Genomic DNA, 22,866 nt, shown 5'->3' with positions numbered 1-22,866 from the left:
CTCGCTCAGCGCGCTGCGGCTTCGTCGCCGGCATAGCCGTCCCAGATCTCGCGACCGAAAGACGGCGATCCATCGCCCCAACCCGACGTCTGCCACAATATGTCGAAGACCTCGTTCAGCTGATTGCCGGGCTGCGCGAGGGGGGCTGCCAGTTCGACGACGGGGAGCGAAAAGCCAGGCTGCCGTATCGGGCGACCGCCGCCACGCGCGCGGGTCAGCTCAACATCCTCGACGCCTTCAAAGCCGATCGCCAGCAGAGCCGGGCCGCCAAGCCCCACTTCCGTCAGGCATGCCGCCAATTGCTCGATGCTCGCGACGATGCGGCCTTCAAGGTCGCGGCCATTAACCATGATATGGGGATCGTCATCGATCCGCGATCCGATCGTCGCCTCGAACTCGATCGCGCCCGGGCGCACGAGCCGCGTGCGCCAGCGCGACTCGCCATTGGGCTTGCCGACATCGCGCGGCACCTCGGCGCTCCACCATTGATCGCCATCGGCATCGGTCACAACGCGCGCGTGGACGTCGGGCGCAAACCGCATCTGCGCCTTGGCGACCTGCGCCGGCACAAGACGCGGGCGTTCGGCGACGACCGCCGGCACCAGTCTGATCGTCACGCTCGGCTTGCTGACGATGCCGGGCACGCGCCCACTCGCGCCGTCATTGCCGAGCCGTTCGAGCAACGCTTTCGCCGCTTCCCATGGGTCGGCAGCCGCAGCGGGTGGAGCAGCAACCGCCACGGCAGCGACCCGCACGCGATCTCTAGCGACGCGCTCAAAAGCGTCGAGCGCGGCGGCGAAGGCGGTCGCCGCCTCATTCATTTCGCCCACCGCGCGGACGGTCGATGGCTGGGTGCCACGGCGACGGTCCTCGTCGGTTTTGGGCGAGCAGAGTGCAATGTTCGCGTCGAGCACGAAGAGATATTTGCCGGTGAGATTGCCAAGCGCCTCCGCCCGTGCGCGGGCTTCCGCCCAAGCGGCCTGCAGCGCGCCATCATGGAACTCGAACCTGGCGCCGCGCCAGTCCTCGTTCATTTCATAGAGCGGGTTCAGCATGTCGCGGCGGAACGGCTCGCCGAAATTATGATCGTGGAAGAAGCGTTGCAGCCCGACCGGAAACTGGCCGCGGACCTTGTCCAGCAGTTCGACATCGAGCGGATGCGGTTCGGCCGGAGCTGCCGCTGGCGCAACGGCCACCTCATCATTCAAGATCGCGCGCAGGGCATCTCTAAGCGCTGCTGCCAGAGCATTGCGGGCCGCGCGCCGTGCCGCCTCGTCGGCATCATCGGGGCAGTTGTAGAGGATCGGACGCCGGAAATGCTGCAGGTCGAACGGCAGCGGATGGTTTTCGGGCGAACCATAAGCGACGTTCATCACCGAGATGACCCGCCGCCAGCTGAGCGCGCGCAGGGCCCAGCCATGTTCGAGCAGGACATTGGGGTTGGGCATGAGCCGGCCATCAGCGCGGGTGGCGACATAGGTCAGGTCGGACAGGAAGGCGGTGGCGACATCGACCTTGGCGAAGATTGTCTCGACCAGTGGCGGCGAACCGGGCACGCCACTGGTGTCGCGGTCGATCGCCAGTTCGCGGTACGCCGGATCGATCTCGGCATCGGCCTGGATCGCCAAGATCGCGTCGCCGAGCGCGCGCTCGATCAGATTGCGACCGGTCAGGGGCAATCGATCGATCTGCCAGGAGAAGAAGATATGTTGTGGCATAGCTCTGCGAATGTAGTCGCGACGCGACTACACTACTAGCGGATAGGCGGATCAATAAGTGGCTAGTGTCAGCGTAACCGGACGTTCCCGGTCGCGGCACCGACCGGCAAGAATGTCCTACCTTTCGTCCCTCACAAGCCGCAAGAACTGACGACCGCTTTTAACTACACCGACGTGCCGAATGGCGACTTTCTTACGGTCGCAACTGGCATGGCATCCGCTGCCTCGGCGAGCAGGTAGTTGATATAGCTGCGCGTGAGATTGCAGTAGAGATGCGCTTCCTTGAGCGTGGGAGACACGTCGGCGGCCAATTGGGTGCCGTGGCGCACCCCGCCGCCGGTGGGCGACGAGAGAAAGCCGTGCATCTTGGTCATCCAGCCCAAGGCCTCGGCGAGCGGGCCGCCGCGGTGGTGATTGCGCAGGTTGCGGACGATTTCGTTGAAATACTTGCCCTCGATGGTGCCGGTCCCGGTATCCAGTCCCTGGAAGGCAGTGGCGACCGTCTCCAGCAGCCAAAGGATCTCTTGGACCGCCGGTCGCGGCCGCTGCTCGAGAAGCAGCCGGTCCGCTTGATCAAGTGATGCGTTGATCAATTCTACGGCCTGCTCGCCAATGGACCGCTGCGGCGTTAGGACCGGAATCGGGATTTGAGGATTGCGAGGCACGAGGTCGGGCGGCCGCACTTCAAAGGGCGCGCCGTGGTCGAACAATATCTGGTTTATGATGTCGACGTCGGGCAGGCCGATAGTGGGATGTTCGCGATGGACTTGCTCGCAGCCGTCCCAGAATGCCGCAATGAAGGTCGCGGCATTGTCGGCGGAGTTGCTCATGGCGTTCTGGAGATCGCCTATCGCCCAGCTTTCGTTGGAGCTCCAGCTGGCGCCGCCATTGAACTTCGCCTTGAAAAGCTCGAGGATTTCCCAACTGGATTCGGCCTGCGCTGCGATAGTGTGGATGAGCGAGTTGAAGGCATTTACGCCCTGTTGATCCAGTTCGCCCGGCGATCCGAAACGCCATTTTGCCGGCATGTTAAGACTCACGGGCGGGACCTTCAACGTAAGCTGACTTCAGGAAGCAGTGCCGGCATGATCATGCGCGAGACTGATGAACGCCTTCAGTGCAGCAGACAGATTGCGGCCGCTAGGATAATAGGCGGCAAGCGGTGCCAGCGACGGCGTTCAATCTTCCAAAACCCGAACGAGGTGGTCAATGATCGACGATGACGAGGAGCGTGTTGTGTGCGCCGATTGCGTGGGCAATGCCTATCTCAAGGCAGAAATCACCGCGTGCGGCGATGAACGCGTGTGTTTTTTTTGCGAGCATGAAGGCTTTGTCATACCTGTTGCTGAGTTGGCTCAGAAGGTTGGGACCGCCTTCGAGACCCACTATTTCCGCACCTCCAATCAGCCAGATGCATTCCAGTCCGCTATGCTTGGCGACCGCGAGAGTTCCTACGAATGGGAGCGCGAGGGCGAACCGGTTTTAGAAGTGATACAGGAAGCTGCCTCGATCGACGATGCGGTCGCGCAGGAAATCCTTGATATTCTCGCGGATGAGCACGGGGACTGGGACTACCAGGCGGCCGACGGAGAGTGTGAATTTGATCCGGACAGCTATTACGAGCGGAAAAGGCCTAATGACATCGAGTTCCAGCTCGAATGGCGCAATCTAGAGCGGTCTCTGAAGGGCGAGACACGCTATTTCAACAAGCTCGCAAAATCCTTCCTCGATCGCATCTTCACCGGGATAGACGGCTATGGCACACGCGACAGACGCGGGGTGATCCGCCACGCCGGGCCTCTGACCCAGCTAGAGCGCTTTAGCCGAGCACGCGTTTTCCATTCCGATTTGAAGCTAGGTCCCGCGCTTGAGCGGCCCGATCGAGACCTCGGACCGCCGTCTCCCAGTATCGCTCTCGGGGGCCGCATGAATGCCCATGGCGTCTCCTTATTCTATGGCGCGACCAGCGACGAGGCCGCTCTGTCCGAGGTCCGGCCACCCGTCGGCAGTCGCGCCCTGGTCGGCAAGTTCGATGTGATCAGACCGCTGCGCCTTCTTGATATCGACGCGCTCCAGTCGGTCTATGTCGAGGGCAGCATTTTCGATCCTGACTATATGGGCCGTCTCGAGCTTGCAAAGTTCATGGGGAGTCTCAGCGCGCGGATGACGATGCCGGTGATGCCCGACGATGAACCAGCTGAGTATTTGATCACCCAGGTCATCGCGGACTATCTGGCGGCAAATGAGGCGCTGAACATCGACGGGCTGCTATATCCCTCGGTGCAGCAGCGCGGTGATCATCAGAATGTGGTGCTGTTCCGGCGCGCCTCTCGGGTCAAGAACGTCGATTTGCCGGAAGGCTCGACCGTCTCAGCGATGCTCGGCTCCTTCGACGAAGACGGTCCGTCTCCGGACTACTGGGTCTCGGAAGAGGTGCCACCTCCCGAACCGCCGAAGCCTGCGCCAGGTGGCACCTTTTGGCCGCCGCGCTACCTTGATCCCTTTGCCGAGCCGGACGACGATCGCCAACCAGCGCTGGCGGTCGCCATCGACACTCTGCAGGTCCATCATGTCGAGAGGATCAAGATTAAGACGGAGACATTCGATGTGCGCAGATATCGGAGGGAAAAGCGCCCCTCCAAGCTAGGCGGTACCCCTGACTTTTGACGGCGATGCCGTGATTCGGAAGTTCCTCCTGCTTGTGAATGGCAGGTCTGGGCATGAGCCGGCGTTCAGCGGTTAGGCGGGAACGACGGCTTCGTCCCAATTCTCGCCGTTCCACGCGGCGCCGTCAGCGCAGATGTGCCTACATGAACAAACGGCCGGAGTTGGGTGTAGTAAATTGGCCGGTGAATGGCCGAAAGTGGGTCTTAGGCGCACAGCTCCCTAATCCGCCGCATATGATCTTGTAGGAATCTCTCTCGGGGCGAAGCGCGCATTTCATCCCAGCGACTTTACCTCTTACCAGCCATCTCAGCCCCACATCCCAGAGAAACGCGGCGATCTCGAGCCAACAAGGGGAAGCACGCCCAAGGCGTACTCTTGTCACAGAGGTCCGGTTTCGGTGTCAAAGGATAGAGCGCTGGATGCCCCGTGAGGATTCGAACCTCAATAGGCGGTATCAGAAACCGCAGTCTTACCATTAGACGACGGGGCATCAGCGAGGGCGGGCTCTAGGCGGGCGGTTTGCCGCTGTCAACGCCAAGATGTTGCCGATGTGCCACGTCGCTTGCGTAATCGCGCCGCTGCGCTACATTCGTGTCCAAGCACCGGGCGGGTATTTTCCCGCGGCGGCAGACATAGATAGCGAGTTTTACGGCGATGGGGGATGTTTCCGCCCGAATGCCGTTCCGGCAGGGTAGTCCTGCCCGTCCGGCGGCGACCCGACCCAGTCGTGGGCGGTGGGCCGATGCGCAGGCATTTGCCGCGCTCGATCTCGGCACCAACAATTGCAGATTGCTGATCGCGCGACCGCAGGCGGGCGGCTTCGCGGTGATCGACGCGTTCTCGCGAATCGTCCGGCTCGGCGAAGGGCTGGCGTCGACCGGCGAGCTGAGCGACGCGGCGATCGAACGCACGATCGCGGCGCTCCGCGTGTGTTCGGACAAGCTGCAGCGCCGCAACGTCACGCTGGCGCGGTCGGTCGCGACCGAGGCGTGCCGGCAGGCGTCGAACGGGCCTGCCTTCATCGCGCGCGCGCTGGCAGAGACGGGCATCCATCTCGACATCATTTCCGCCGAGGAAGAGGCGCGATTGGCGGTGCTCGGCTGCCACGCGCTCATCGAGCCCGGCGAGGACCCCGCGCTCGTGTTCGATATCGGCGGTGGATCGACCGAACTCGTGCTGGTCGATACCTCGACGCCGATCCCGACCGTGCTCGACTGGCATTCGGCGCCCTGGGGCGTGGTGTCGCTGACCGAGCATGCCGGCGGCGGCGAAGGCGAGGCCGGTCGCCGCGCCGCCTATGCGCGGATGCGCACCGTCGTCGCGGACAGCTTTGCCGGGTTCGCCGCGCGGTTGCCGCGCAATATCGCGCGACCGCGGCTGCTCGGCACCAGCGGCACGGTGACGACGCTGGGCAGCGTGCATCTCGGGCTCAGCCATTACGACCGCTCGGTGGTCGACGGGCTGATCGTGCCTGCGTCGGCAATGCGGCGGATCAGCGCCGACCTTTCCCATATGTCGATCACGGAGCGCGCCAAGCTGCCGTGCATCGGCAACGAGCGCGCCGACCTGGTGGTCGCGGGCTGTGCCATTCTGGAGACGATCATGGATTTGTGGCCCGCCGAACGGCTCGGCATCGCCGACCGCGGTATTCGCGAGGGGATCTTGCGCCGGCTGATGGGGGCACCCCGCCCCGGTGGCAAGCCCGGCAAAGCATCGAGCGTCGCGGCATGAGCCGGGGTGGCTCTGGCGGGCATGTCCGCGTCCTCACCGCACGCAAGCGCACCGCGCAGTCGACCCGCTGGCTCGAACGCCAGTTGAACGATCCCTATGTGAAGCGCGCCAAGGCCGACGGCTATCGCAGCCGCGCGGCGTACAAGCTGATCGAGCTCGACGAGCGGTTCGAATTGATCCGCGGATGCAAGCGCGTGGTCGATCTGGGGATCGCGCCGGGCGGCTGGGCGCAGGTCATCCGCCGGCGGATCCCCAAGGCGGCGGTGGTCGGGATCGATCTGCTCCCGGTCGATCCGATCGACGGCGTGACGATCTTCGAGATGGACTTCCTCGACGATGCAGCGCCCGGCAAGCTGATCGAAGCGCTGGGCGGCGCGCCCGACCTGGTGCTGTCGGACATGGCCGCGAACACCGTCGGCCATCCGCAGACCGATGCGCTCCGGACGATGGCGCTGGTCGAAACCGCGCTGCACTTTGCGTGCGAAGTGCTCGAGCCCGGCGGCACATTCGTGTCGAAGGTGTTCGCGGGCGGTGCGGACTCCGAGCTGGTCGCGGAGATGAAGCGGAACTTCAAGACCGTGAAGCACGCCAAGCCGCCGGCGAGCCGTAAGGGCTCGGTCGAGTGGTTCGTGGTGGCGCAGGGGTTTAAGGGGCGGTCAGCGGATCAGCCCCGCTGATCCGCGTCGCGGACCGACCCCGGCCAGCGTCGCGCAGCGACGACTGACGACGCGGCTTCGCCGCGGCGCTCTGCCTCAGGGTGATACCAACCGCAGCGCCTCGTCACAAAAGCCTGTGTCCCCGCGAAGGCGGGGACCCAGCCTGGGCTCCCGCCTTCGCGGGAGAACAAGGGAGCCGGGACTCGCGTACCGCCTGCCCTCCCCTTTCCAAGGTGAACGGTGCGTCCCTCTACGGAAACCACTCAAAGAAAAAGCCCGCGGACCTGGGTCCACGGGCTTTTCTCTATTTCGCACGCCGGGGTTTCGGCCGAGCCGCGGATTAGCTTTCGCTAATCCCGCTGCCTCAACCCTCGTAATCCGCACCCAGATTCTGGTTCCGCGGCGGTGCAGCGGCGGTCAGGCGAAGCGCCTCGGCCGACGCGGCCAGGCTGCCGACGGCATCGACCTCGTCGTCGTCGTCGACGCGAACCTTCTGCAGGCCCTGGATGACCTGTTCCTTGAGATGCGCCGGCTTGACGTTCTCGTCGGCGATCTCGCGCAGCGCGACGACCGGGTTCTTATCGCGGTCGCGGTCGAGCGTCAGTTCGGCGCCGCCCGAGATCTGGCGCGCACGCTGGGCCGCGAACAACACCAGGTCGAACCGGTTGGGGATCTTGTCGACACAATCCTCGACGGTAACGCGCGCCATGCGGCTTCCTTCGTAACAACGATAGAATGAGAATGCGTCGCCTACGGGCGATGGCCTGCAAAGTCAAGAAATCCGCCGCGGGTTGCCACCGCCGCCCCCGCGTGGTCATCACAGCCGTCATGGACGATCCCGCAGACCAGCCGACCTTTGCCGTCGACGGCAACCAGATGACCCTGCTCGACACCGGCCCCCGGCGGCTCGACGCGGTGCTGGCCCTGATCGACGGCGCCGAGCGGTCGCTGCGCGTGCTCTACTATATCTATGCCGACGACGAGTCCGGCCAACGCGTCAACGCCGCGCTGATCGCCGCCGCAAGCCGCGGCGTCGCGGTCGCGCTGATCGTCGACGGCTTCGGCAGCGACGACGCGCCACATGCCTTTTTCGAACCGCTCGAGGCCGCCGGCATTTCGGTATGCCGCTTCTCCGCGCGGTTCGGCCGCCGCTACTTGCTGCGCAACCACCAGAAGCTCGCGCTCGCCGACGAAGCCCGGATCATCATCGGCGGCTTCAATATCGAGGACGATTATTTCGGGACCGCCGCCGACCAGGCCTGGCGCGATCTCGGGCTGCTCGTCGAAGGGCCGGCGGCGGGGCGGCTCGCCGGCTATTTCGATGCGCTGAAGGACTGGATCCACGAACCCAAGGGCAAGCTGCGCAAACTGAACGCCGCGCTGTCGCACTGGAGCGAGACGCGCGGCGCGACACGCTGGCTGATCGGCGGACCGACCCGCAAGCTGTCCCCCTGGGCGCGCGCGGTGCGCGACGACATGCGGCGCGGCCGGCGGATTGACGTGATCGCGGGCTATTTCACGCCGAGCCCCACCTTGCTGCGGCGCCTCGACAAGGCCGGCCGGCGACAGGCCGAGGTCCGCATCGTCACCGCGAGCAAATCGGACAACAACGCGACGATCGCCGCCGCGCGGTTCACCTATGCAGGGCTGCTGCGCAAGGGCGTACGCCTGTTCGAATATCAGCCGACCAAGCTCCACACGAAGCTCTACGTCATCGACGACGCGGTCCATATCGGCTCGGCCAATTTCGACATGCGCAGCCTGTTCATCAACATGGAGCTGATGCTGCGGATCGAGGATGCCGCGTTCGCCGCGCATGTCCGCCGCTATGTCGACGGCGAGATCGCCAAGTCGACCGAGGTGACTGCCGCACTCTACCGCGCGAACACCGGGTGGATGCAGCGGATCAAGCAGTTCGCCGCCTATTTCGCCGTCGCGGTGGTCGACCCCAGCCTGTCGCGCGGGCTGAACTTCGGGATCGACGAATAGGCACGGCCGGAGTCGAAGGACTTCCGTCCCCCTACGTCATCCCGACTTTCGTCAGGATGACAGCCGAACTTCGAGCAATAGCAGCGCCGACGGCAAAGCCGCCGTCGGACGGGTTCGACTATTCTAGCCGACCCGCCGGCCGGGCCTGACGCTGCGCTTCGCGCACCGGCGCGGGCGTGGGCGCGGCTGCGTCAGTCCTTCCAGGCCCAGTAGAGCTGCGCCGGCGGCACGTTCCACCACTCCATGTCGTGATCGATCGACTCGAAGTGCGGCGTGAGGAAGTCCTTCACCTTGGGCGAGAACTGATAGACCAGGAACGCACCACCACTCCGCAGCACCGCATGCGTCGCGGTCGCGATCGCCGGGCCGACGCCGGGGGGCAGCGTCGAGAAGGGAAGCCCCGACAGAACGTAATCGGCCTTTTCGAAGCCATGATCGGCAACGATAGACTCGACCGCATCGGCCGAGCCGAGCACCGCGAAGAAACGCGGATCGGTGATCGTGTGCCGCAGATACTGGATGAACTCGGGGTTGGTATCGATCACCACCAGCTTGGCGTCGGGCGCCATCCGGTCGAGGATCGGACGGCAGAAGGTGCCGACGCCCGGGCCATATTCGACGAACAGCTTGCAATTCGCCCAGTCGACCGGGTCGAGCATCTTGCGGATCAGCTTGTCCGACGAGGGCACGATCGATCCGACCATGACCGGATGTTTCAGGAACCCTGAAAAGAACATCTGCCACGGGGACGGCACGCCGGCGGGTCGGCTGCGTGCACGCCGGGTGGCGGTGGTCGAACTGGGCATCGCGTTCCTTACGGTCAGGGGTCCCGCACGTTGGCGAGGCTTTGGCCCTCCCGTCGCACGAATTCCGAACGCGTTTCAAGGGCCGCGGGTTGCATCGGGCGACGAACCGCACCGGATGTCATGGTTCGCCAATCGGTTCTGCGGATTTGCCAAGCGCCGCGCTTACCCTAAACACCGGTCATGCAGGACGATCGGACAGGACAGGTCGCCGTCGTTTTCGTGTCGTTCCGTAACGATGCGGACATGACCGGTTACGCAGACGCCGCCGCGGCGATGGACGCGCTCGCCGCGGAGCAGCCGGGCTATCGCGGAGTCGACAGCGCGCGCGAGGCGGATGGCATGGGCATCACCGTCAGCTACTGGGCGGACGACGAAGCCGCGCTCGCCTGGCGCGACCATCCCGACCACGCCGCGATTCGCGACCGCGGCCGCGCGCTCTGGTACGATCGCTATACGGTGACCGTCGCGCGGGTCGAGCGCGCCTATGCCTGGGCGCGATCATGACCGGGATGTCGGCCGAAGGGCCCACTGCCGACACACCGAAGATCGACCGGCGATTCGCGCTGATGTTCCTCGTGATGCTGACGATCGCGGCGGGGAACACCGCGCTGCAATCGGTGCTGCCCGCGCTCGGCCGATCGCTGGGCGTCGCCGACAGCGCGGTCGCGGCGGCGTTCTCGGTCTCCGCGCTGCTGTGGGTGATCGCCGCGCCGTTCTGGGCGAATCGATCGGATCGCCACGGCCGGCGCGCGATGATCCTGCTCGGCGTCGGCGGATTCAGCGTCTCGCTCGCGCTATGCGGCGTGTTCCTGCTCGCCGGGATCAACGCTTGGATCGGCGGCACGGCGGCGTTCCTGTGCTTTATCGGAGGCCGGCTGATCTACGGGACGTTCGGCGCCGCCGCGCCACCCGCGGTGCAGGCGCTGGTCGCGGGCGAGACGACTCGCGAGGAACGGACCAAGGCGCTGACCTTGCTCGCCTCCGCCTTCGGGCTCGGCACTATCCTCGGCCCGGCGATCGCACCCTATCTGATCCTCGGCTCGATCGGCGGCGTCGAGATCGGGCTCGCCGGTCCGGCCTTCCTGTTCGCGCTGTTCGGCGTGGCGGTCTGGATCACGGTGCGGCGGATGCTCCCCGACGACAAGATCGTGCCCCCGCACGAGACGCACGGCGCGAGCTCGGCCTATCCCTCGATCGGCGGCGCGCCGACGGGGGCGTCGGTCGCCGCCGCGACCGGATCGCATGTCGAGCATGTCGGCTACACCGATCCGCGCATCCGTGCGTGGATGATCGCCGGGCTGGTGATGGGCCACGCTCAGGCGATGACGGGGCAGGCGATCGGATTCCTCGTGATCGACCGCCTCCACCTCGCGCCCGCGCTGGCGCTCGAGCCGACCGGCATCGTCCTGATGATGGGCGCGGGGGCGGCGCTGCTTGCGCAATGGGGCATCATCCCCCGGCTCAACATGACGCCGCGACAACTGGTGCTGACCGGGCTGGTGCTCGCCGCAGTCGGCACCGCGCTGACCGGAATCGCGACGTCGCTCTACACGATCGCGACCGCCTATGCGCTGGCCAGCCTCGGCTTCGGCTTCACGCGACCTGGCTTCACCGCTGGCTCGTCGCTCGCGGTCGGCGCAAATGCGCAGGGCTCGGTCGCGGGCAAGGTGACGTCGATCAACGGCGCAAGCTTCGTGTTGGGGCCGTCGATCGGCGTCGGTCTGTACGAGGCCCAGCATTCGCTGCCCTATCTGGTCGCGGGCGCGGCGTGCGTCGTGATGATCGGCTACGCCTATGTAGCGCTCAAGGACGCTAGGGACGCCTAGCCCGGAGCCGCGCGGGTCGGGCCGAGCAGCAAGCAACGCCGCGCAAGCCTGTCCATACGCACAGTATTGGAGGCTTTACTCGCCGCCCATGACTTAACCAAAGTCAATAATCACGTCCCTATTCCCCCAAAATGAGGGGATCGCCCCGGCCGCGCGCGCGTCGAACTTTTTCGTTTGCCCCAAATCTGAACGTTTTAGACATGACGCCGCCCACCGACGTTATTGACTAACCACGCGTTAAGCACAGAATAGAACCGAAATGGACCAAGGTGGGCAATGCAGCGCTTCTGGGAGATGATCGACGATGACGCCGCGCTTGCCGATCCCGAAACGGGGTGGTTGGTAGCGGCGGCCTCGGGCGTTGCCGCGCTGAGCGCGACCTGGCTGGCGCACACCCTGATCGCCGTGAACCTGCCATTCCTATTCTGTGTTGCCGCCGTCATCGCCAACGCCGCACGACGCGGCCTGATCGCGGGCCTTGTCGCCGCGGTGCTGTCGCTCGCCGGCACGATGCTCATCGCGGAATGGAGCCATGCGCTGGTCAACCCGCGCAGCGTCGCACTCGTATCGCTGTTCTGCGTCATCGTCTCGATCGGCGGAGAAACGATGAAGCGATTGCGGCGTCGCGAACAATATGCCGCGATCAACGCCTGCCGACGCGAGCGCATCCTCCGGATCATCTTCGATGGTTCGCCCGCGGTCATGCTCATCATCGATTCGTCGGGCGATATCGTCGATGCCAACGAGGCCGCGTGCAGCCTGTTCGAGCGACCGCGCGAAGCGTTCATGGGGGAGCGACTCGAACGGCTCGTGCCGACGCATGCGCTCAAGACGAACGCGCTTCACACGGTCATCCTGCCCAGCGCAAAACGGTTGCGCCTCGACATTCGCGACACGTCGCTGCTGATCGGTACGCATCGCTTCAGGATCGTCTACGTCCGCGACGAGACCAAGGCCGTCCTGTCCTCCGAACGGCTCGCGATGGCGCAACGCGAGCTGTACCAGATCTCCCGCGCGACCGCGCTGGGGCAACTCGGATCGTCGATCGCGCACGAACTCAACCAACCGCTCACCATCATCGCCAATTACGCGGGCGTGGCGCGCGCGGTGCTGGCCGCCGACACGCCGGACCTTGCCGCCGCGCGCGAAGCGATCGACGATACGCTGGCGCATGCGTTTCGCGCCGCGACGATGCTGAAGCGGCTGCGCAACTTCATCGGCCGCAAGCCGCCCATCCTGCAGCAGGTCGATGTTCGCACGTTGCTCGAAGAGTCCGCGAAGCTGGGATCACTCGCCGCCAAGGGGGTTCGCGCCGAGCTCCTGACCGATCTGTCCCATGTCGATTTCGACGTGTCGGCGGATGCGATCCAGCTTCAACAGGTCATTCTCAACCTTGTCATCAACGCCGCCGATGCGCTGCGCGGGTGCGACGATCGGCGCATCCGCCTGCAGGCCTGGCGCACCGCGACGGGGGACGCGACCTTCGCGGTCGAAGACAGCGGCCCGGGCCTTCCCCCAAAGCTTCGGCACGACGTTTTCGCCCCCTTCCAGTCGACCAAGACCGATGGCGTCGGCATCGGCCTCGCGCTCTGCCGGACGATCATCGAGGGGCATGGCGGGCGTATCTGGTGCGACGACGACACGGAATTGGGCGGTGCGCGATTCCTGTTCACCGTGCCACACACCGCGATAGGAGGCACGACGCATGCTGCCTGAACGCCCCGTCTATATCATCGACGACGAGCCCGAGATGTGCCGCTCGCTGTCGCTGCTGCTCTCGACCGATGGAGTCCCCGCGCGATCGTTTGGCTGTGGCGAGCTGTTTCTCGATGCGCTCGATCAGTTGCCGCCCGGCATCCTGGTCTGCGACGTCATGATGCCCGGTATCTCGGGGATCGAAGTCACGCGCACGGTGGTCAAGCGCGGCCGCACCGATCCCGTGATCATGATTGCCGGGCACGCGGACATCCCCCTCGCGGTCGAAGCCATGCGCGCGGGCGCGATCGACTTTATCGAAAAGCCGTTCGAGGCATCCACGATCCTGAGCGCTATCGCCGCCGCCCGGTGCTGGCCGCCGCTCCACCAGACCGACGTCCTCGCCGAGGAGCTCCCCTTTCGCGAACGTCAGGTGCTGGAACTCGTGGTCTCCGGCCTGACGAGCAAGGAGATTGCGCGCGAGCTCGATATCAGCCCGCGCACCGTCGAGACCTATCGTACCAAGCTGCTGAAAAAGACCGGCGCCAGCAGCACCGCTCAACTGATCCGCATTGGGCTGCAGGCGGGCGCGGGTCGCCTCTCCTTCACGGATCTCGGCGTCACCAACCCGGACGAATAGCGTCGGCATGCCCCCTCTCCCGGCTGGGAGAGGGGGGACACCGTCAGTCGTCGGTCTTGCTGGGGAACGCAAAGCCCAGAGGCTGGATCGCCGTGGCATCCTGCTTCAGCCGCGCGGCCATCTGCTCATATTCGCGCTCGGTCTCAGGGGTGACGCTCGCCCGCGACTCCTTTAGCGCGCCGTCGAAGTCGGCCATCGTCACGTCGGTCGAATCGATCGACCGTCGCAACGCGACCAGGCCGGCGCGACGGACGACATCCTCCAGATCCGCACCGCTGAAGCGGTCGGTCCGCTCCGCCAGACGATCGAGATCGACGTCGGACGCGAGCGGCATCTTCTCGGTCTGGATACCCAGAATCCGCCGGCGGCCAGCCTTGTCGGGGACGCCGACATAGACGAGCTCGTCGAACCGGCCCGGCCGCAGCAACGCCGGGTCGATCAGGTTCGGCCGGTTGGTCGCGCCGATCACGACGACCGATTGCAGCTCCTCCAGCCCGTCCATCTCGGCGAGGATCGTGTTGACGACTCGCTCGGTCACCTGCGGCTCGCCCGCACCGCTGCCGCGCGCGGGCACCAGTGAATCGAGCTCGTCGATGAAGATCACGCACGGCGCGACCTGACGCGCGCGCTGGAACAGCCGGGTGATCTGCTGCTCGCTCTCGCCATACCATTTGCTCAGCAAGTCGGACGATTTGGTGGCGATGAAGTTCGCCTCCGCCTCGCGCGCGACCGCCTTGGCCAGCAGCGTCTTGCCGGTCCCCGGCGGACCGTAGAGCAGGAAGCCCTTGGCAGGCCGGATCCCCAGACGGCGGAACGCGTCGGGGTTCTTGAGCGGCAGTTCGACGCCTTCCTTCAGCCGCATCTGCGCATCGTCGAGCCCGCCGACATCCGCCCAGCGCACCGTCGGCGCCTGCACCATGACTTCGCGCATCGCCGAGGGCTGGACGCGTTTGAGCGCACCGAGGAAATCCTCGCGCGTGACCGACAATTCGTCGAGCACTTCGGGCGGAATCGTCCGCTCCTCGAGGTTGAGCTTGGGCATGATCCGCCGGACCGCCTCGATCGCCGCCTCGCGCGCCAGTGCTGCGAGATCAGCGCCGACGAAGCCGTAGGTGGTACGCGCCAGCTCATCGAGATCGACCCGGTCGCCGAGCGGCATGCCGCGCGCGTGGATGCCGAGGATTTCGCGGCGGCCGCGTTCATCGGGGACGCCGACCACGATCTCGCGGTCGAAACGGCCGGGACGACGCAGCGCCTCGTCGATCGCCTCGGGACGGTTGGTGGCCGCGATCACGACAAGGTTCGCGCGCGATTCGATGCCGTCCATCAACGTCAGCAATTGCGCGACGAGCCGCTTTTCAGCCTCGCCCGACACCTGCCCCCGCTTCGGCGCGATCGAATCGATCTCGTCGATGAACACGATCGACGGCGCGGACTTCGCCGCCTCTTCGAACACTTCGCGGAGGCGTGATTCGGACTCGCCATAGGCCGAGCCCATGATCTCAGGCCCGTTGATCAGGAAGAACTGCGCATCGGATTCGTTCGCGACCGCACGCGCGAGGCGCGTCTTGCCGGTGCCGGGGGGGCCATGCAGCAACACGCCCTTGGGCGGATCGACGCCCAGCCGCTGGAACAGTTCGGGATAGCGCAGCGGCAGTTCGACCATCTCGCGCAGCTGGTCGATCGTCTGCGCCATGCCGCCGATATCGTCGTAGGTGACGTCGGCACGACGCGCGGCCTGCGGCTCCTCGTACTCGGAGCGCAGCTCGATCTCGGTATTCTCGTCGATATGCACCACGCCCTTGGGGCTGGCGGCGATCACCGCGAGGCGGATTTCCTGCAACGCATACGCCGGCGCGTTCATGAACTGCTGGACGCCCGGCGGCATGTTGCCGACGCGCTGATGCCCCGCGGTCGCGACGATATCACCCTGGCAGATCGGCCGGCCGAGGAACGTGCGCTTCAATGCGTTGGTCGATCCCTGGAGGCGGAGATTCTGCTGTGCGGGCGCGAAGACGACGCGCGTCGCGGGCTTCGACTCGGCCTTGCGCACCTCGACGAAATCGCCCGAGCCGACACCGGCGTTCGCGCGCTGCAAACCGTCGATGCGCAGGATGTCGAGGCCCTCGTCCTCGGGATACGGCCCGACGGCGCGCGCGGGCGTGTTCTGCTTGCCGAGGATTTCGATCACATCGCCCTCGCCAATGCCCAGCGTCGCCATCAGCGCGCGCGGCAGATGCGCCAGGCCGCGGCCGCTATCCTCGGGCCGCGCATTGGCGACCTGAATTTTTCGCGTGGGGATTTCGCTATCGGCCATGTCGACTCCATTCGCATTCCTAGCGCCCGAGATAGGGCGCCGGTTCCGATGGTTCGAGGACTTGAAAACACAAAAAAAGGGCCGGCCAATGAAGGCCAGCCCATGAAAGTTTTTAGGAGAGGATGCCTGAAAGGCGAGGTCTTTTTGCGTCGGGACGGTTGATGTTGCAAGTGCGAAGGGATCAGCTACGATTGCGCTAACTGCAATCGTATGTCTGAATGCGTCCAGCGGTTGTTGTCACACTCGTCGAGTCGAAAGAGGGATCATGCGCAGGCTGCCGCCATTGGGGGCTATCGAGGCGTTCGTGCAGGTCGCGCGGCTGGGGTCGATCAAGGCCGCGGCCGAGGATCTCGCGCTGTCGGCCCCCGCACTCAGCCGGCGCGTGCAGAGCCTCGAACGCTTCATCGCCAAGCCGCTGTTCGCGCGCCGGCATCAGGCGATGGTGCTGAACGCGGATGGCGAGCGGTTGCTGGCACAGATCGCGCCGGTGCTGGACTCGCTGTCGGATGCGGTGGAATCGCTGACCAGCACCACCGAGGTGCTGCGGCTCAGGCTCGGGATCCTGCCGCTCTATGCCTCGCAGAAACTCTTCCCGCGGCTCGGCGAGTTGCGGACCACGCACCCCGAGCTCCATCTCGACATCGATACCGCCGCGCATCTGGTGTCGCGGCTCGGCGACGGGCTCGATGCGGTGATCGCGTTGTCGCGCGAGATCGATCCGTCGCTCTATGCGCGGCGGCTCGATCGCAACTCGGTCTATGTGATCGGCGCGCGCAGCCTGCTCGAGCGTGCCGACCCGGTCACGCGGCCCGAACAGCTCGCGACGCTGACCGCGCTGGTGCACCGCGACATGACGGATACCTTCACGGCGTGGCGGACGGCGGCCGGGCTCGACGAGATCGAGCCGCTGGCGATCGACCATTTCGATTCGGGTGCGCTGATGCTCGAGGCCGCGGCGCAGGGCCTGGGCGTCGCGTTCATGCACGCGAGCCATTTCGCCGACGCCAACGATCCGCGGCTGGTCCGGCTGTTCGATATCGAGGTGGAGAGTCCGTACAGCTATTGGTTCGTCTGCCGCCCGCGCGCGCTGCAGACCAAGCCCGTCAAGCTGTTCCACGACTGGCTGATCCGGACCTTGGCGGAAGTCTGACCGCTACTCCCCTCCCGCTTGCGGGAGGGGGCGGGGGAGGGGCGTGCCTCACCGGCCGGACGCCAGTACGTACGTCGTGCCCTCCCCTAGCCCCTCCCGCGAGCGGGAGGGGAATATGCTTACCCAACGCCTTCGTCCCGAGCTCCAGCCCCGAGCTGCGAGCCCCCCGCCCGTCACCCCAGCGAAAGCTGGGGTCTCCCCGTTGGGAAGCGGCGAGGCTCGAACCGGGAGATCCCAGCGTTCGCTGGGATGACGGGTGGGGTTTGGGTTGATGGTGGTGGTGGGTTGGAGGAAAGATAACACAGCAACCGCGACGCGCTTCTGACCCGAAGCGCGTCGCGGCTAAGCCGCGCCGTCGGACGGAGTTTCACTCCGCCGGCCGGCTTCGGCTGTCTCCGGCGCAGCCTTGGCTACGCCGGTGCAGCCTTTAGCTCAGGCTGCGCGGGCCTTGACGATCTTGCCCGGTGCGCGCGGCGGCTCGCCCTTGGGGAGCGCGTCGATCAGGTCCATGCCGTCGGTGACTTCGCCCCACACGGTGTACTGCTTGTCGAGGAAGCGCGCGTCGTCGAACACGATGAAGAACTGCGAGTTCGCCGTGTCGGGCTGGTTGGTGCGCGCCATCGAGCACACGCCGCGGACATGCGGCTCGGCCGAGAATTCCGCCTTGAGGTTGGGCTTGGTCGACCCGCCGGTGCCGTCGCCGCGACCACCGTCACCGCCCTGCGCCATGAAGCCCGGGATCACGCGGTGGAACGGCACGCCGTCGTAAAAGCCTTCGTTCGCGAGTTCGGCGATCCGCTCGACATGCTTGGGCGCGAGATCGGGGCGGAACTTGATCGTGACGTCGCCGCCATCGAGGGTCAGCGTGAGCGTTTCGGGGGTGTCAGCCATTCATGTTCTCCTGAATTGATGAGGCGCAGATAGGGAGCCGCACTCCGACTGGCAAATGCACGCGCGTCGCGTTAGGGCCCAAGCGCATATCTTTTAAGGGAGGCAGCCATGAGCGAACTCGAGCTTCCCGAGGTCGAAACCGACACCCAACCCGAAACGCAGCTCGATCGCGACGATCATCTGCGCCCCGAATTCGTCCGCGCGGTGCTCGACGCGGTCGAGGACGGCGACGACGAGGCCGCGCGCGCGCTCGTCGAGCCGCTCCACCCCGCCGACATCGCCGATCTGTTCGAGCTGACCCCGCAGGAGGATCGCGCCGCGCTCGCGCGCGCGGTCACCGACCTGCTCGGCGGCGACGTGTTCGCCGAGATGAACGATTATGTCCGCGAGGATCTGATCGACGCGCTCGAGCCGCACCAGGTCGCCGATCTGGCGTCCGAACTCGATACCGACGACGCGGTCGCGATCATCGAGGACATGGACGAGGACGAGCAGCGCGCGGTGCTGCGCGCGCTCGACCCGGACGATCGCGCGGCGATCGAGGAGGCGCTGAGCTACGCCGAGGAATCCGCCGGCCGCCTGATGCAGCGCGAACTGATCGCGGTGCCCGAGCATTGGACGGTCGGCGACGCGATTGATTACCTGCGCGGCCACGAGGAACTGACGACCGATTTCTGGGAGATCTTCGTCGTCGACCCTGCGCACAAGCCGATCGGCACATGCCAGCTGTCGTGGATGCTGCGCACGCCGCGCGGGATCGCGATCGCCGACGTGATGAAGCGCGAGCAGACGCTGATCCCGGTCGACATGGACCAGGAAGAGGTGGCGCTGCGCTTCCAGAAATACGCGCTGATCTCCGCCGCGGTGGTCGATCATGGCGGCCGGCTGGTGGGCATGATCACGGTCGACGACATCGTCCACATCATTTCCGAAGAGGCGGGCGAGGATACGCTGCGTCTGGCAGGAGCCGGCGATGGCGACATCAACGAGCCGATCCGGCTGACCGTGCGCACGCGCTTCACCTGGCTGGTGGTCAATCTGGGCACCGCGATGGTCGCGTCGTCGGTCGTCGGGCTGTTCCAGGGGACGATCGCGAGCTTCGCGCTGCTCGCGGTGCTGATGCCGATCGTATCGGGGATGGGCGGCAATGCGGGTACGCAGACGCTCGCGGTGGTCGTGCGTGCGCTGGCGACCAACCAGCTGACGAGTTCGAACACCGCGCGGATGATCGGCCGTGAGTTCCGCATTGCCGCGGCGAACGGCGTGATGCTGGGGACGCTGATCGGCTGCGGCACCTATGTGATCTTCCACAACCCCAATCTGTCGATCGTGATCGCGGCGGCGATGCTGACCAACAATATCGTCGCGGGGCTTAGCGGCGTGCTGGTGCCGGTGACGCTCGACAAGTTCCGGATCGATCCCGCGGTGTCGTCGGCGGTGTTCGTGACGACGATGACCGATACGATGGGGTTCTTCTCGTTCCTCGGCCTCGCGTCCTTATGGGGGCTGCACGGTTGATTGAGGCGGTTTAAGGCCCATTTCCAACGCCATGCTGCTTCACCTCACCAAAGTCGCGTTCGGCGCGGACAGCGTCGACCATCTCGCCGAGCGACTCCGCCTGCGCGGCGAGGAGGGGCCGGTGTTCCTGACGACTCGCTATCTGCCCAAGCGGCACGAGGAGGTCGCGGGACAAGGATCAATGTTCTGGATCCTCAAGCACCAGCTGATCGCGCGCTCGCCGATCCTCGGCTTCGGCGAGGCGGAGGGTGGTCGTGTCGCGATTCTGATCGATCCGAAGCTCGTACTCGTCCAGGCCCGCCCCAAGCGCGCGCATCAGGGCTGGCGCTATCTGGAGGATGCGGACGCGCCGCTCGATCTGGGGGGCGATGCGAGCGGGCTCGATGTGATGCCACCCGCGCTGATGACGAAACTGGCCGAACTCGCGCTGATCTGAGCGGCCCGCCCGTCTGGTCTCAGGAAGGCGCGCCCGCTTTACCGCACACGACCGGGCCGCCCGCCGCGGCATCCACCCGGCATTTCGCGGCTCCGGTCACCGTCACCGTCCCCAACCCGCTGTTCGTTACCTGCGCGGTGTAGCGCGCCGCCGCCTTCGTCTCGCCGACCCCGTCGAGATGAACGGTCAGGTCGTTGACCGCCAGCCCCGATGCGTCGATCGCACCCGGCCCGCTCGTCACCAACCGCGCCCGCGCCGCACGACCCGCGAGCGTCATCTGCCCCGTGCCGATCAGCGTCGCGTTCAACTGGTCGGTGTCGGCGGCAGCAACCGACAGGCTGCCATTGCCGCTGACCGTCACGTCGACCCGCATGCCGCGCATCTTCGCGATCGTCAGCCGCCCTCCCGCCGCGACGCTGGCCGAGGTTAGCCCGGGCGTCGACAGCGTGACCACGATCGGTCCTGCCCCCCGCCCCTGCTCACCCCGCGGCTGTTCGCCCCAGCCACCCGCACCTTTGCGCACCGACAGCGTCGTACCGTCGACTCGCACCGCCACCGCCTGCGTCGCGCGGGGATCGCCGGTGATCGTCGCGCGCGGCGAGCCGATCGTGACGCGGACCTCGAACGGCCCCTCGACTCGCACCCGGTCGAAACTGCCGACCGACTCGGTCCGGCTGGCGGTGGAGGGCTGTGCGAACGCCGGCGAAGACAGAAGCAGCAGCAGCGGCGCGAGCAGATATCTCATGCCCACACCGTCGCCGCTCCCGCCGCATCACGCAAGTCAGCTCCCGCAGCGCACGCTGCCCGTGCCCATCTTCGATATCGTGCAGCGCGAGCGTGGGCCGAGGTCGACGTCGCCCGACCCCATCATGTCGACCTTGGCGGGGCCGTCGACGACCGCGCGGACGCTGCCCGAGCCTGCGATCTCGACCTTGGCGGACTTCGCCTGCAGCCGCGTGCCGTCGACATCGCCCGAGCCCGCAATCTCGACGTTCAGGTCGCGCGCGGTGCCGCTGGCGCGCGCGGTGCCCGAGCCCGCGATCGAGAATTTCGCCGCATCCACCTGCACCGCGGCGATCGTCAGATTGCCCGAGCCCGCGATCCCGCCCTCGAATGCGCTCCCCTCAACCCGGTCGATCGCCATGTTGCCGGAGCCGGAGACGGTCGCCTCGCTCAGCCGCGGCAGCGTGACGTACACCTTGACCTTGGGCCCCTTGCTCCAGCCGAAGCCCGTCCCGTTCTTGCGGCCGATATCGAGCGTCGCGCCGTCGCGCGCGATACGCAGCCGGTCGAGCTGCTCGGTCGGCCCCTCCGCGCGGACCGAGAAACCCGTGCCGACGCGAACGTCGACATCGTCCGAGCCGCGCAGGTCGATCTGGTCGAAATCGGCGATCTGGAAGGTGCGCGTGGTGCCCGACCCCGAGGCGGCGACACCCGACCCTTCCGAGTCGCTGTCCCAGCCGAACGAGCAGGCCGCGAGAGGAATGATCAGCCCGAGCGCAAGAAAGTTCATCGCATCCTCCTGTGTGTTGCTTAAACAATACACCTGATCGGAAGCGGTGCCAAGCGGATTTGCGTGCGAGGCTTATAGGGAATGGTGACGATACGCCCGAGTCAGTGGCGTGATGCCAGGACCGATCGTCGCGCTATTTGCGCTTGCACGGATAGGCGTCGCGCAGCGCATCGCGCACGACGAAGGACGGCGCACCGGTGCCCGTCTTCTTGGCCCGCGCGCGCAGATAGCCGCGCACGGTGGCCGCGACCTTGATGTTCGAGACACTGGCCGGCAACGGACAGATGTCGCCCGCCAGCGACAGTGCGTCGAACTCGCCGAGGATGTACCCGGTGCAGAAATTTGCGCTCGGATCGCTGTCCTTGCCCTGGCAGAATTCCAGCAGCTGTTGGGTCGTGAGCGAACTCACCACCACCGGTCGATCGGGCGCCCTATCTGTCTTGCGAGCAGGAACTCGATCGGCCGCGACGAGTGCGGCAAGCATCAGCAGGATCATCGTTTTCCCTTCGCGCCGGACCGCACTTCAGCGCGCGACGGCAGCGCTGACATAGGGCAGCAGGCGCACGCGTGGGAACACGTCGTCGAGCGATTTTGTGTCGGGCAGAATGTAGACGACCCCGCCCTTCTTCTGGAACGCCGGCGTCAGCGTGCCGGTATAGAATTTGGTACCGACATTGATGCAGCCGAAACTGATCCGGTTGTCGTCTGGCGACGGCGACAACAGCCGTTCGACCCGGTGCTCGCTCTTGTGCGTGGTGATCACCGCATGCAGCGCCACCGAATTCGAATAATCGACCCAGATCACGCGCTGCCGACCAAAGGCGCGCCCGAACTTCGCGACGAACCGCCCCGCGGGCGTCGTCCGCTCGGCCGGACCGATATCGGCCAGGTCCTTGGCACCGATACCCGGCGACGAGTCGTCGCCGATGCCGACGCCGAGCAGGACCGGTGTCACGCCCATGAAGTCGCCCTTGCCGCTGAAGAGCAGCAACGACGCCGCCTGCTTGTCGATCACGACATAAGGCAGCCCGCCATTGTCATGCTCGGCTGCGATCCAGGCGATCATGCGGCTCGCCGGCTCCGATTGCGGCGGCAACACCAGCGGCGGCGCCACAACCTTGGCGGTCTTGGCGCGCGCGCGCTTTGGCTGCGCGCTCGGCTTGGCTTTGCGCGACTTGGTCGCGGCAATCACTGCCCCCGCCGACGCCACTTGCGGCGCGGCGAGGGCGAGCGATAGCGCCAGGCCGAAGCCTGTACGACACGCGCGACGGGACACCCCGGCAGACATCACGATGCGAATGTCCAACCGGGCC

General features: G+C 65.9%; 21 protein-coding genes and 1 tRNA gene. 11 read left to right on the top strand and 11 right to left on the bottom strand.

What is annotated here, in order from left to right:
• Window positions 1-5: 5 nt before the first annotated feature.
• On the bottom strand, window positions 6-1,718 hold the full coding sequence (locus C8J26_RS01835; RefSeq protein WP_107956486.1) for a hypothetical protein: 1,713 nt from the start codon (window positions 1,716-1,718) through the stop codon (window positions 6-8).
• A gap of 164 nt (window positions 1,719-1,882) precedes the next feature.
• Window positions 1,883-2,746, bottom strand: coding sequence for a hypothetical protein (locus C8J26_RS01830; RefSeq protein WP_107956485.1), 864 nt, complete (start codon window positions 2,744-2,746; stop codon window positions 1,883-1,885).
• 181 nt (window positions 2,747-2,927) lie between these two features.
• Between C8J26_RS01830 and C8J26_RS01820 the strand changes: the two genes are divergently transcribed.
• The gene (locus C8J26_RS01820; RefSeq protein ID WP_107956484.1) at window positions 2,928-4,385 is read left to right on the top strand and encodes an RES family NAD+ phosphorylase; all 1,458 of its coding nucleotides are present in this window, start codon (window positions 2,928-2,930) and stop codon (window positions 4,383-4,385) included.
• A 416-nt stretch (window positions 4,386-4,801) separates the two neighbouring features.
• Here the strand turns inward: C8J26_RS01820 and C8J26_RS01815 are convergent.
• Window positions 4,802-4,875, bottom strand: a tRNA-Gln gene (locus tag C8J26_RS01815).
• Window positions 4,876-5,060: 185 nt separating this feature from the next.
• Here C8J26_RS01815 and C8J26_RS01810 point away from each other — a divergent pair.
• Both C8J26_RS01810 and C8J26_RS01805 read left to right on the top strand, forming a co-directional pair.
• A complete protein-coding gene (locus C8J26_RS01810; RefSeq protein ID WP_056418799.1) occupies window positions 5,061-6,116 on the top strand; it encodes a Ppx/GppA phosphatase family protein in 1,056 nt (351 codons plus the stop codon).
• Window positions 6,113-6,793: an RlmE family RNA methyltransferase gene (locus C8J26_RS01805; RefSeq protein WP_107956483.1), complete on the top strand. Its 681-nt coding sequence runs from the start codon at window positions 6,113-6,115 to the stop codon at window positions 6,791-6,793. The genes C8J26_RS01810 and C8J26_RS01805 overlap by 4 nt, the downstream gene beginning before the upstream one ends.
• A 343-nt stretch (window positions 6,794-7,136) precedes the next feature.
• On the opposite strand, the gene rpoZ is transcribed toward C8J26_RS01805, so the two are convergent.
• Window positions 7,137-7,481 carry a DNA-directed RNA polymerase subunit omega gene (rpoZ, locus tag C8J26_RS01800; RefSeq protein ID WP_055882033.1) on the bottom strand — a complete coding sequence of 115 codons (345 nt, stop codon included), beginning with the start codon at window positions 7,479-7,481 and terminating at the stop codon, window positions 7,137-7,139.
• Window positions 7,482-7,600: 119 nt separating this feature from the next.
• Between rpoZ and C8J26_RS01795 the strand changes: the two genes are divergently transcribed.
• On the top strand, window positions 7,601-8,761 hold the full coding sequence (locus C8J26_RS01795; protein WP_107956482.1) for a phospholipase D-like domain-containing protein: 1,161 nt from the start codon (window positions 7,601-7,603) through the stop codon (window positions 8,759-8,761).
• A gap of 191 nt (window positions 8,762-8,952) precedes the next feature.
• Here C8J26_RS01795 and C8J26_RS01790 read toward each other — a convergent pair whose 3' ends face one another.
• Complete coding sequence (locus C8J26_RS01790) at window positions 8,953-9,567, bottom strand: class I SAM-dependent methyltransferase (protein ID WP_056418806.1); 615 nt, start codon at window positions 9,565-9,567, stop codon at window positions 8,953-8,955.
• Between the two features lie 243 nt (window positions 9,568-9,810).
• Here C8J26_RS01790 and C8J26_RS01785 point away from each other — a divergent pair, with 243 nt between their 5' ends.
• The 4 genes from C8J26_RS01785 (at window position 9,811) to C8J26_RS01770 (ending at window position 13,728) form a co-directional block, all read left to right on the top strand.
• Window positions 9,811-10,071 carry an antibiotic biosynthesis monooxygenase family protein gene (locus tag C8J26_RS01785; RefSeq protein WP_321163346.1) on the top strand — a complete coding sequence of 87 codons (261 nt, stop codon included), beginning with the start codon at window positions 9,811-9,813 and terminating at the stop codon, window positions 10,069-10,071.
• Window positions 10,068-11,393: an MFS transporter gene (locus C8J26_RS01780; protein ID WP_107956481.1), complete on the top strand. Its 1,326-nt coding sequence runs from the start codon at window positions 10,068-10,070 to the stop codon at window positions 11,391-11,393. The genes C8J26_RS01785 and C8J26_RS01780 overlap by 4 nt, the downstream gene beginning before the upstream one ends.
• Before the next feature lie 276 nt (window positions 11,394-11,669).
• Window positions 11,670-13,109 carry an ATP-binding protein gene (locus tag C8J26_RS01775; protein WP_107956480.1) on the top strand — a complete coding sequence of 480 codons (1,440 nt, stop codon included), beginning with the start codon at window positions 11,670-11,672 and terminating at the stop codon, window positions 13,107-13,109.
• Window positions 13,099-13,728 carry a response regulator transcription factor gene (locus tag C8J26_RS01770; protein ID WP_107956479.1) on the top strand — a complete coding sequence of 210 codons (630 nt, stop codon included), beginning with the start codon at window positions 13,099-13,101 and terminating at the stop codon, window positions 13,726-13,728. Before C8J26_RS01775 ends, C8J26_RS01770 begins: the two co-directional genes overlap by 11 nt.
• A gap of 43 nt (window positions 13,729-13,771) precedes the next feature.
• Here C8J26_RS01770 and C8J26_RS01765 read toward each other — a convergent pair whose 3' ends face one another.
• Window positions 13,772-16,045 carry a CDC48 family AAA ATPase gene (locus tag C8J26_RS01765; RefSeq protein ID WP_056418822.1) on the bottom strand — a complete coding sequence of 758 codons (2,274 nt, stop codon included), beginning with the start codon at window positions 16,043-16,045 and terminating at the stop codon, window positions 13,772-13,774.
• 265 nt (window positions 16,046-16,310) lie between these two features.
• On the opposite strand from C8J26_RS01765, the gene C8J26_RS01760 reads away from it, so the two are divergent.
• On the top strand, window positions 16,311-17,195 hold the full coding sequence (locus C8J26_RS01760; RefSeq protein WP_056418825.1) for a LysR substrate-binding domain-containing protein: 885 nt from the start codon (window positions 16,311-16,313) through the stop codon (window positions 17,193-17,195).
• Between the two features lie 432 nt (window positions 17,196-17,627).
• On the opposite strand, the gene C8J26_RS01755 is transcribed toward C8J26_RS01760, so the two are convergent.
• The gene (locus C8J26_RS01755) at window positions 17,628-18,086 is read right to left on the bottom strand and encodes a peptidylprolyl isomerase (RefSeq protein ID WP_107956478.1); all 459 of its coding nucleotides are present in this window, start codon (window positions 18,084-18,086) and stop codon (window positions 17,628-17,630) included.
• 108 nt (window positions 18,087-18,194) lie between these two features.
• Between C8J26_RS01755 and mgtE the strand changes: the two genes are divergently transcribed.
• Together mgtE and C8J26_RS01745 are read left to right on the top strand one after the other, a co-directional pair.
• Complete coding sequence (gene mgtE / locus C8J26_RS01750) at window positions 18,195-19,604, top strand: magnesium transporter (RefSeq protein WP_056418832.1); 1,410 nt, start codon at window positions 18,195-18,197, stop codon at window positions 19,602-19,604.
• Between the two features lie 31 nt (window positions 19,605-19,635).
• Complete coding sequence (locus C8J26_RS01745; protein WP_208631306.1) at window positions 19,636-20,040, top strand: DUF1489 family protein; 405 nt, start codon at window positions 19,636-19,638, stop codon at window positions 20,038-20,040.
• Between the two features lie 19 nt (window positions 20,041-20,059).
• Here the strand turns inward: C8J26_RS01745 and C8J26_RS01740 are convergent, their stop codons facing one another.
• From C8J26_RS01740 to C8J26_RS01725, 4 genes are all read right to left on the bottom strand, one after another.
• Window positions 20,060-20,785 (bottom strand): GIN domain-containing protein, encoded by a 726-nt coding sequence (locus C8J26_RS01740; protein WP_107956477.1) that lies wholly within the window; start codon window positions 20,783-20,785, stop codon window positions 20,060-20,062.
• Between the two features lie 36 nt (window positions 20,786-20,821).
• Window positions 20,822-21,553 (bottom strand): head GIN domain-containing protein, encoded by a 732-nt coding sequence (locus C8J26_RS01735; protein ID WP_107956476.1) that lies wholly within the window; start codon window positions 21,551-21,553, stop codon window positions 20,822-20,824.
• 133 nt (window positions 21,554-21,686) lie between these two features.
• A complete protein-coding gene (locus tag C8J26_RS01730) occupies window positions 21,687-22,049 on the bottom strand; it encodes a Rap1a/Tai family immunity protein (RefSeq protein WP_146168757.1) in 363 nt (120 codons plus the stop codon).
• 27 nt (window positions 22,050-22,076) lie between these two features.
• On the bottom strand, window positions 22,077-22,859 hold the full coding sequence (locus tag C8J26_RS01725; protein WP_234422583.1) for a hypothetical protein: 783 nt from the start codon (window positions 22,857-22,859) through the stop codon (window positions 22,077-22,079).
• Between the last annotated feature and the right edge of the window lie 7 nt (window positions 22,860-22,866).

The sequence above is a fragment of the Sphingomonas aurantiaca genome, from assembly GCF_003050705.1.
GTDB classification, from domain to species: Bacteria; Pseudomonadota; Alphaproteobacteria; order Sphingomonadales; family Sphingomonadaceae; genus Sphingomonas; species Sphingomonas aurantiaca.
The sequence above is the reverse complement of the archived record's forward strand: the minus strand, read 5'-3'. Positions and strand labels throughout refer to the sequence as shown.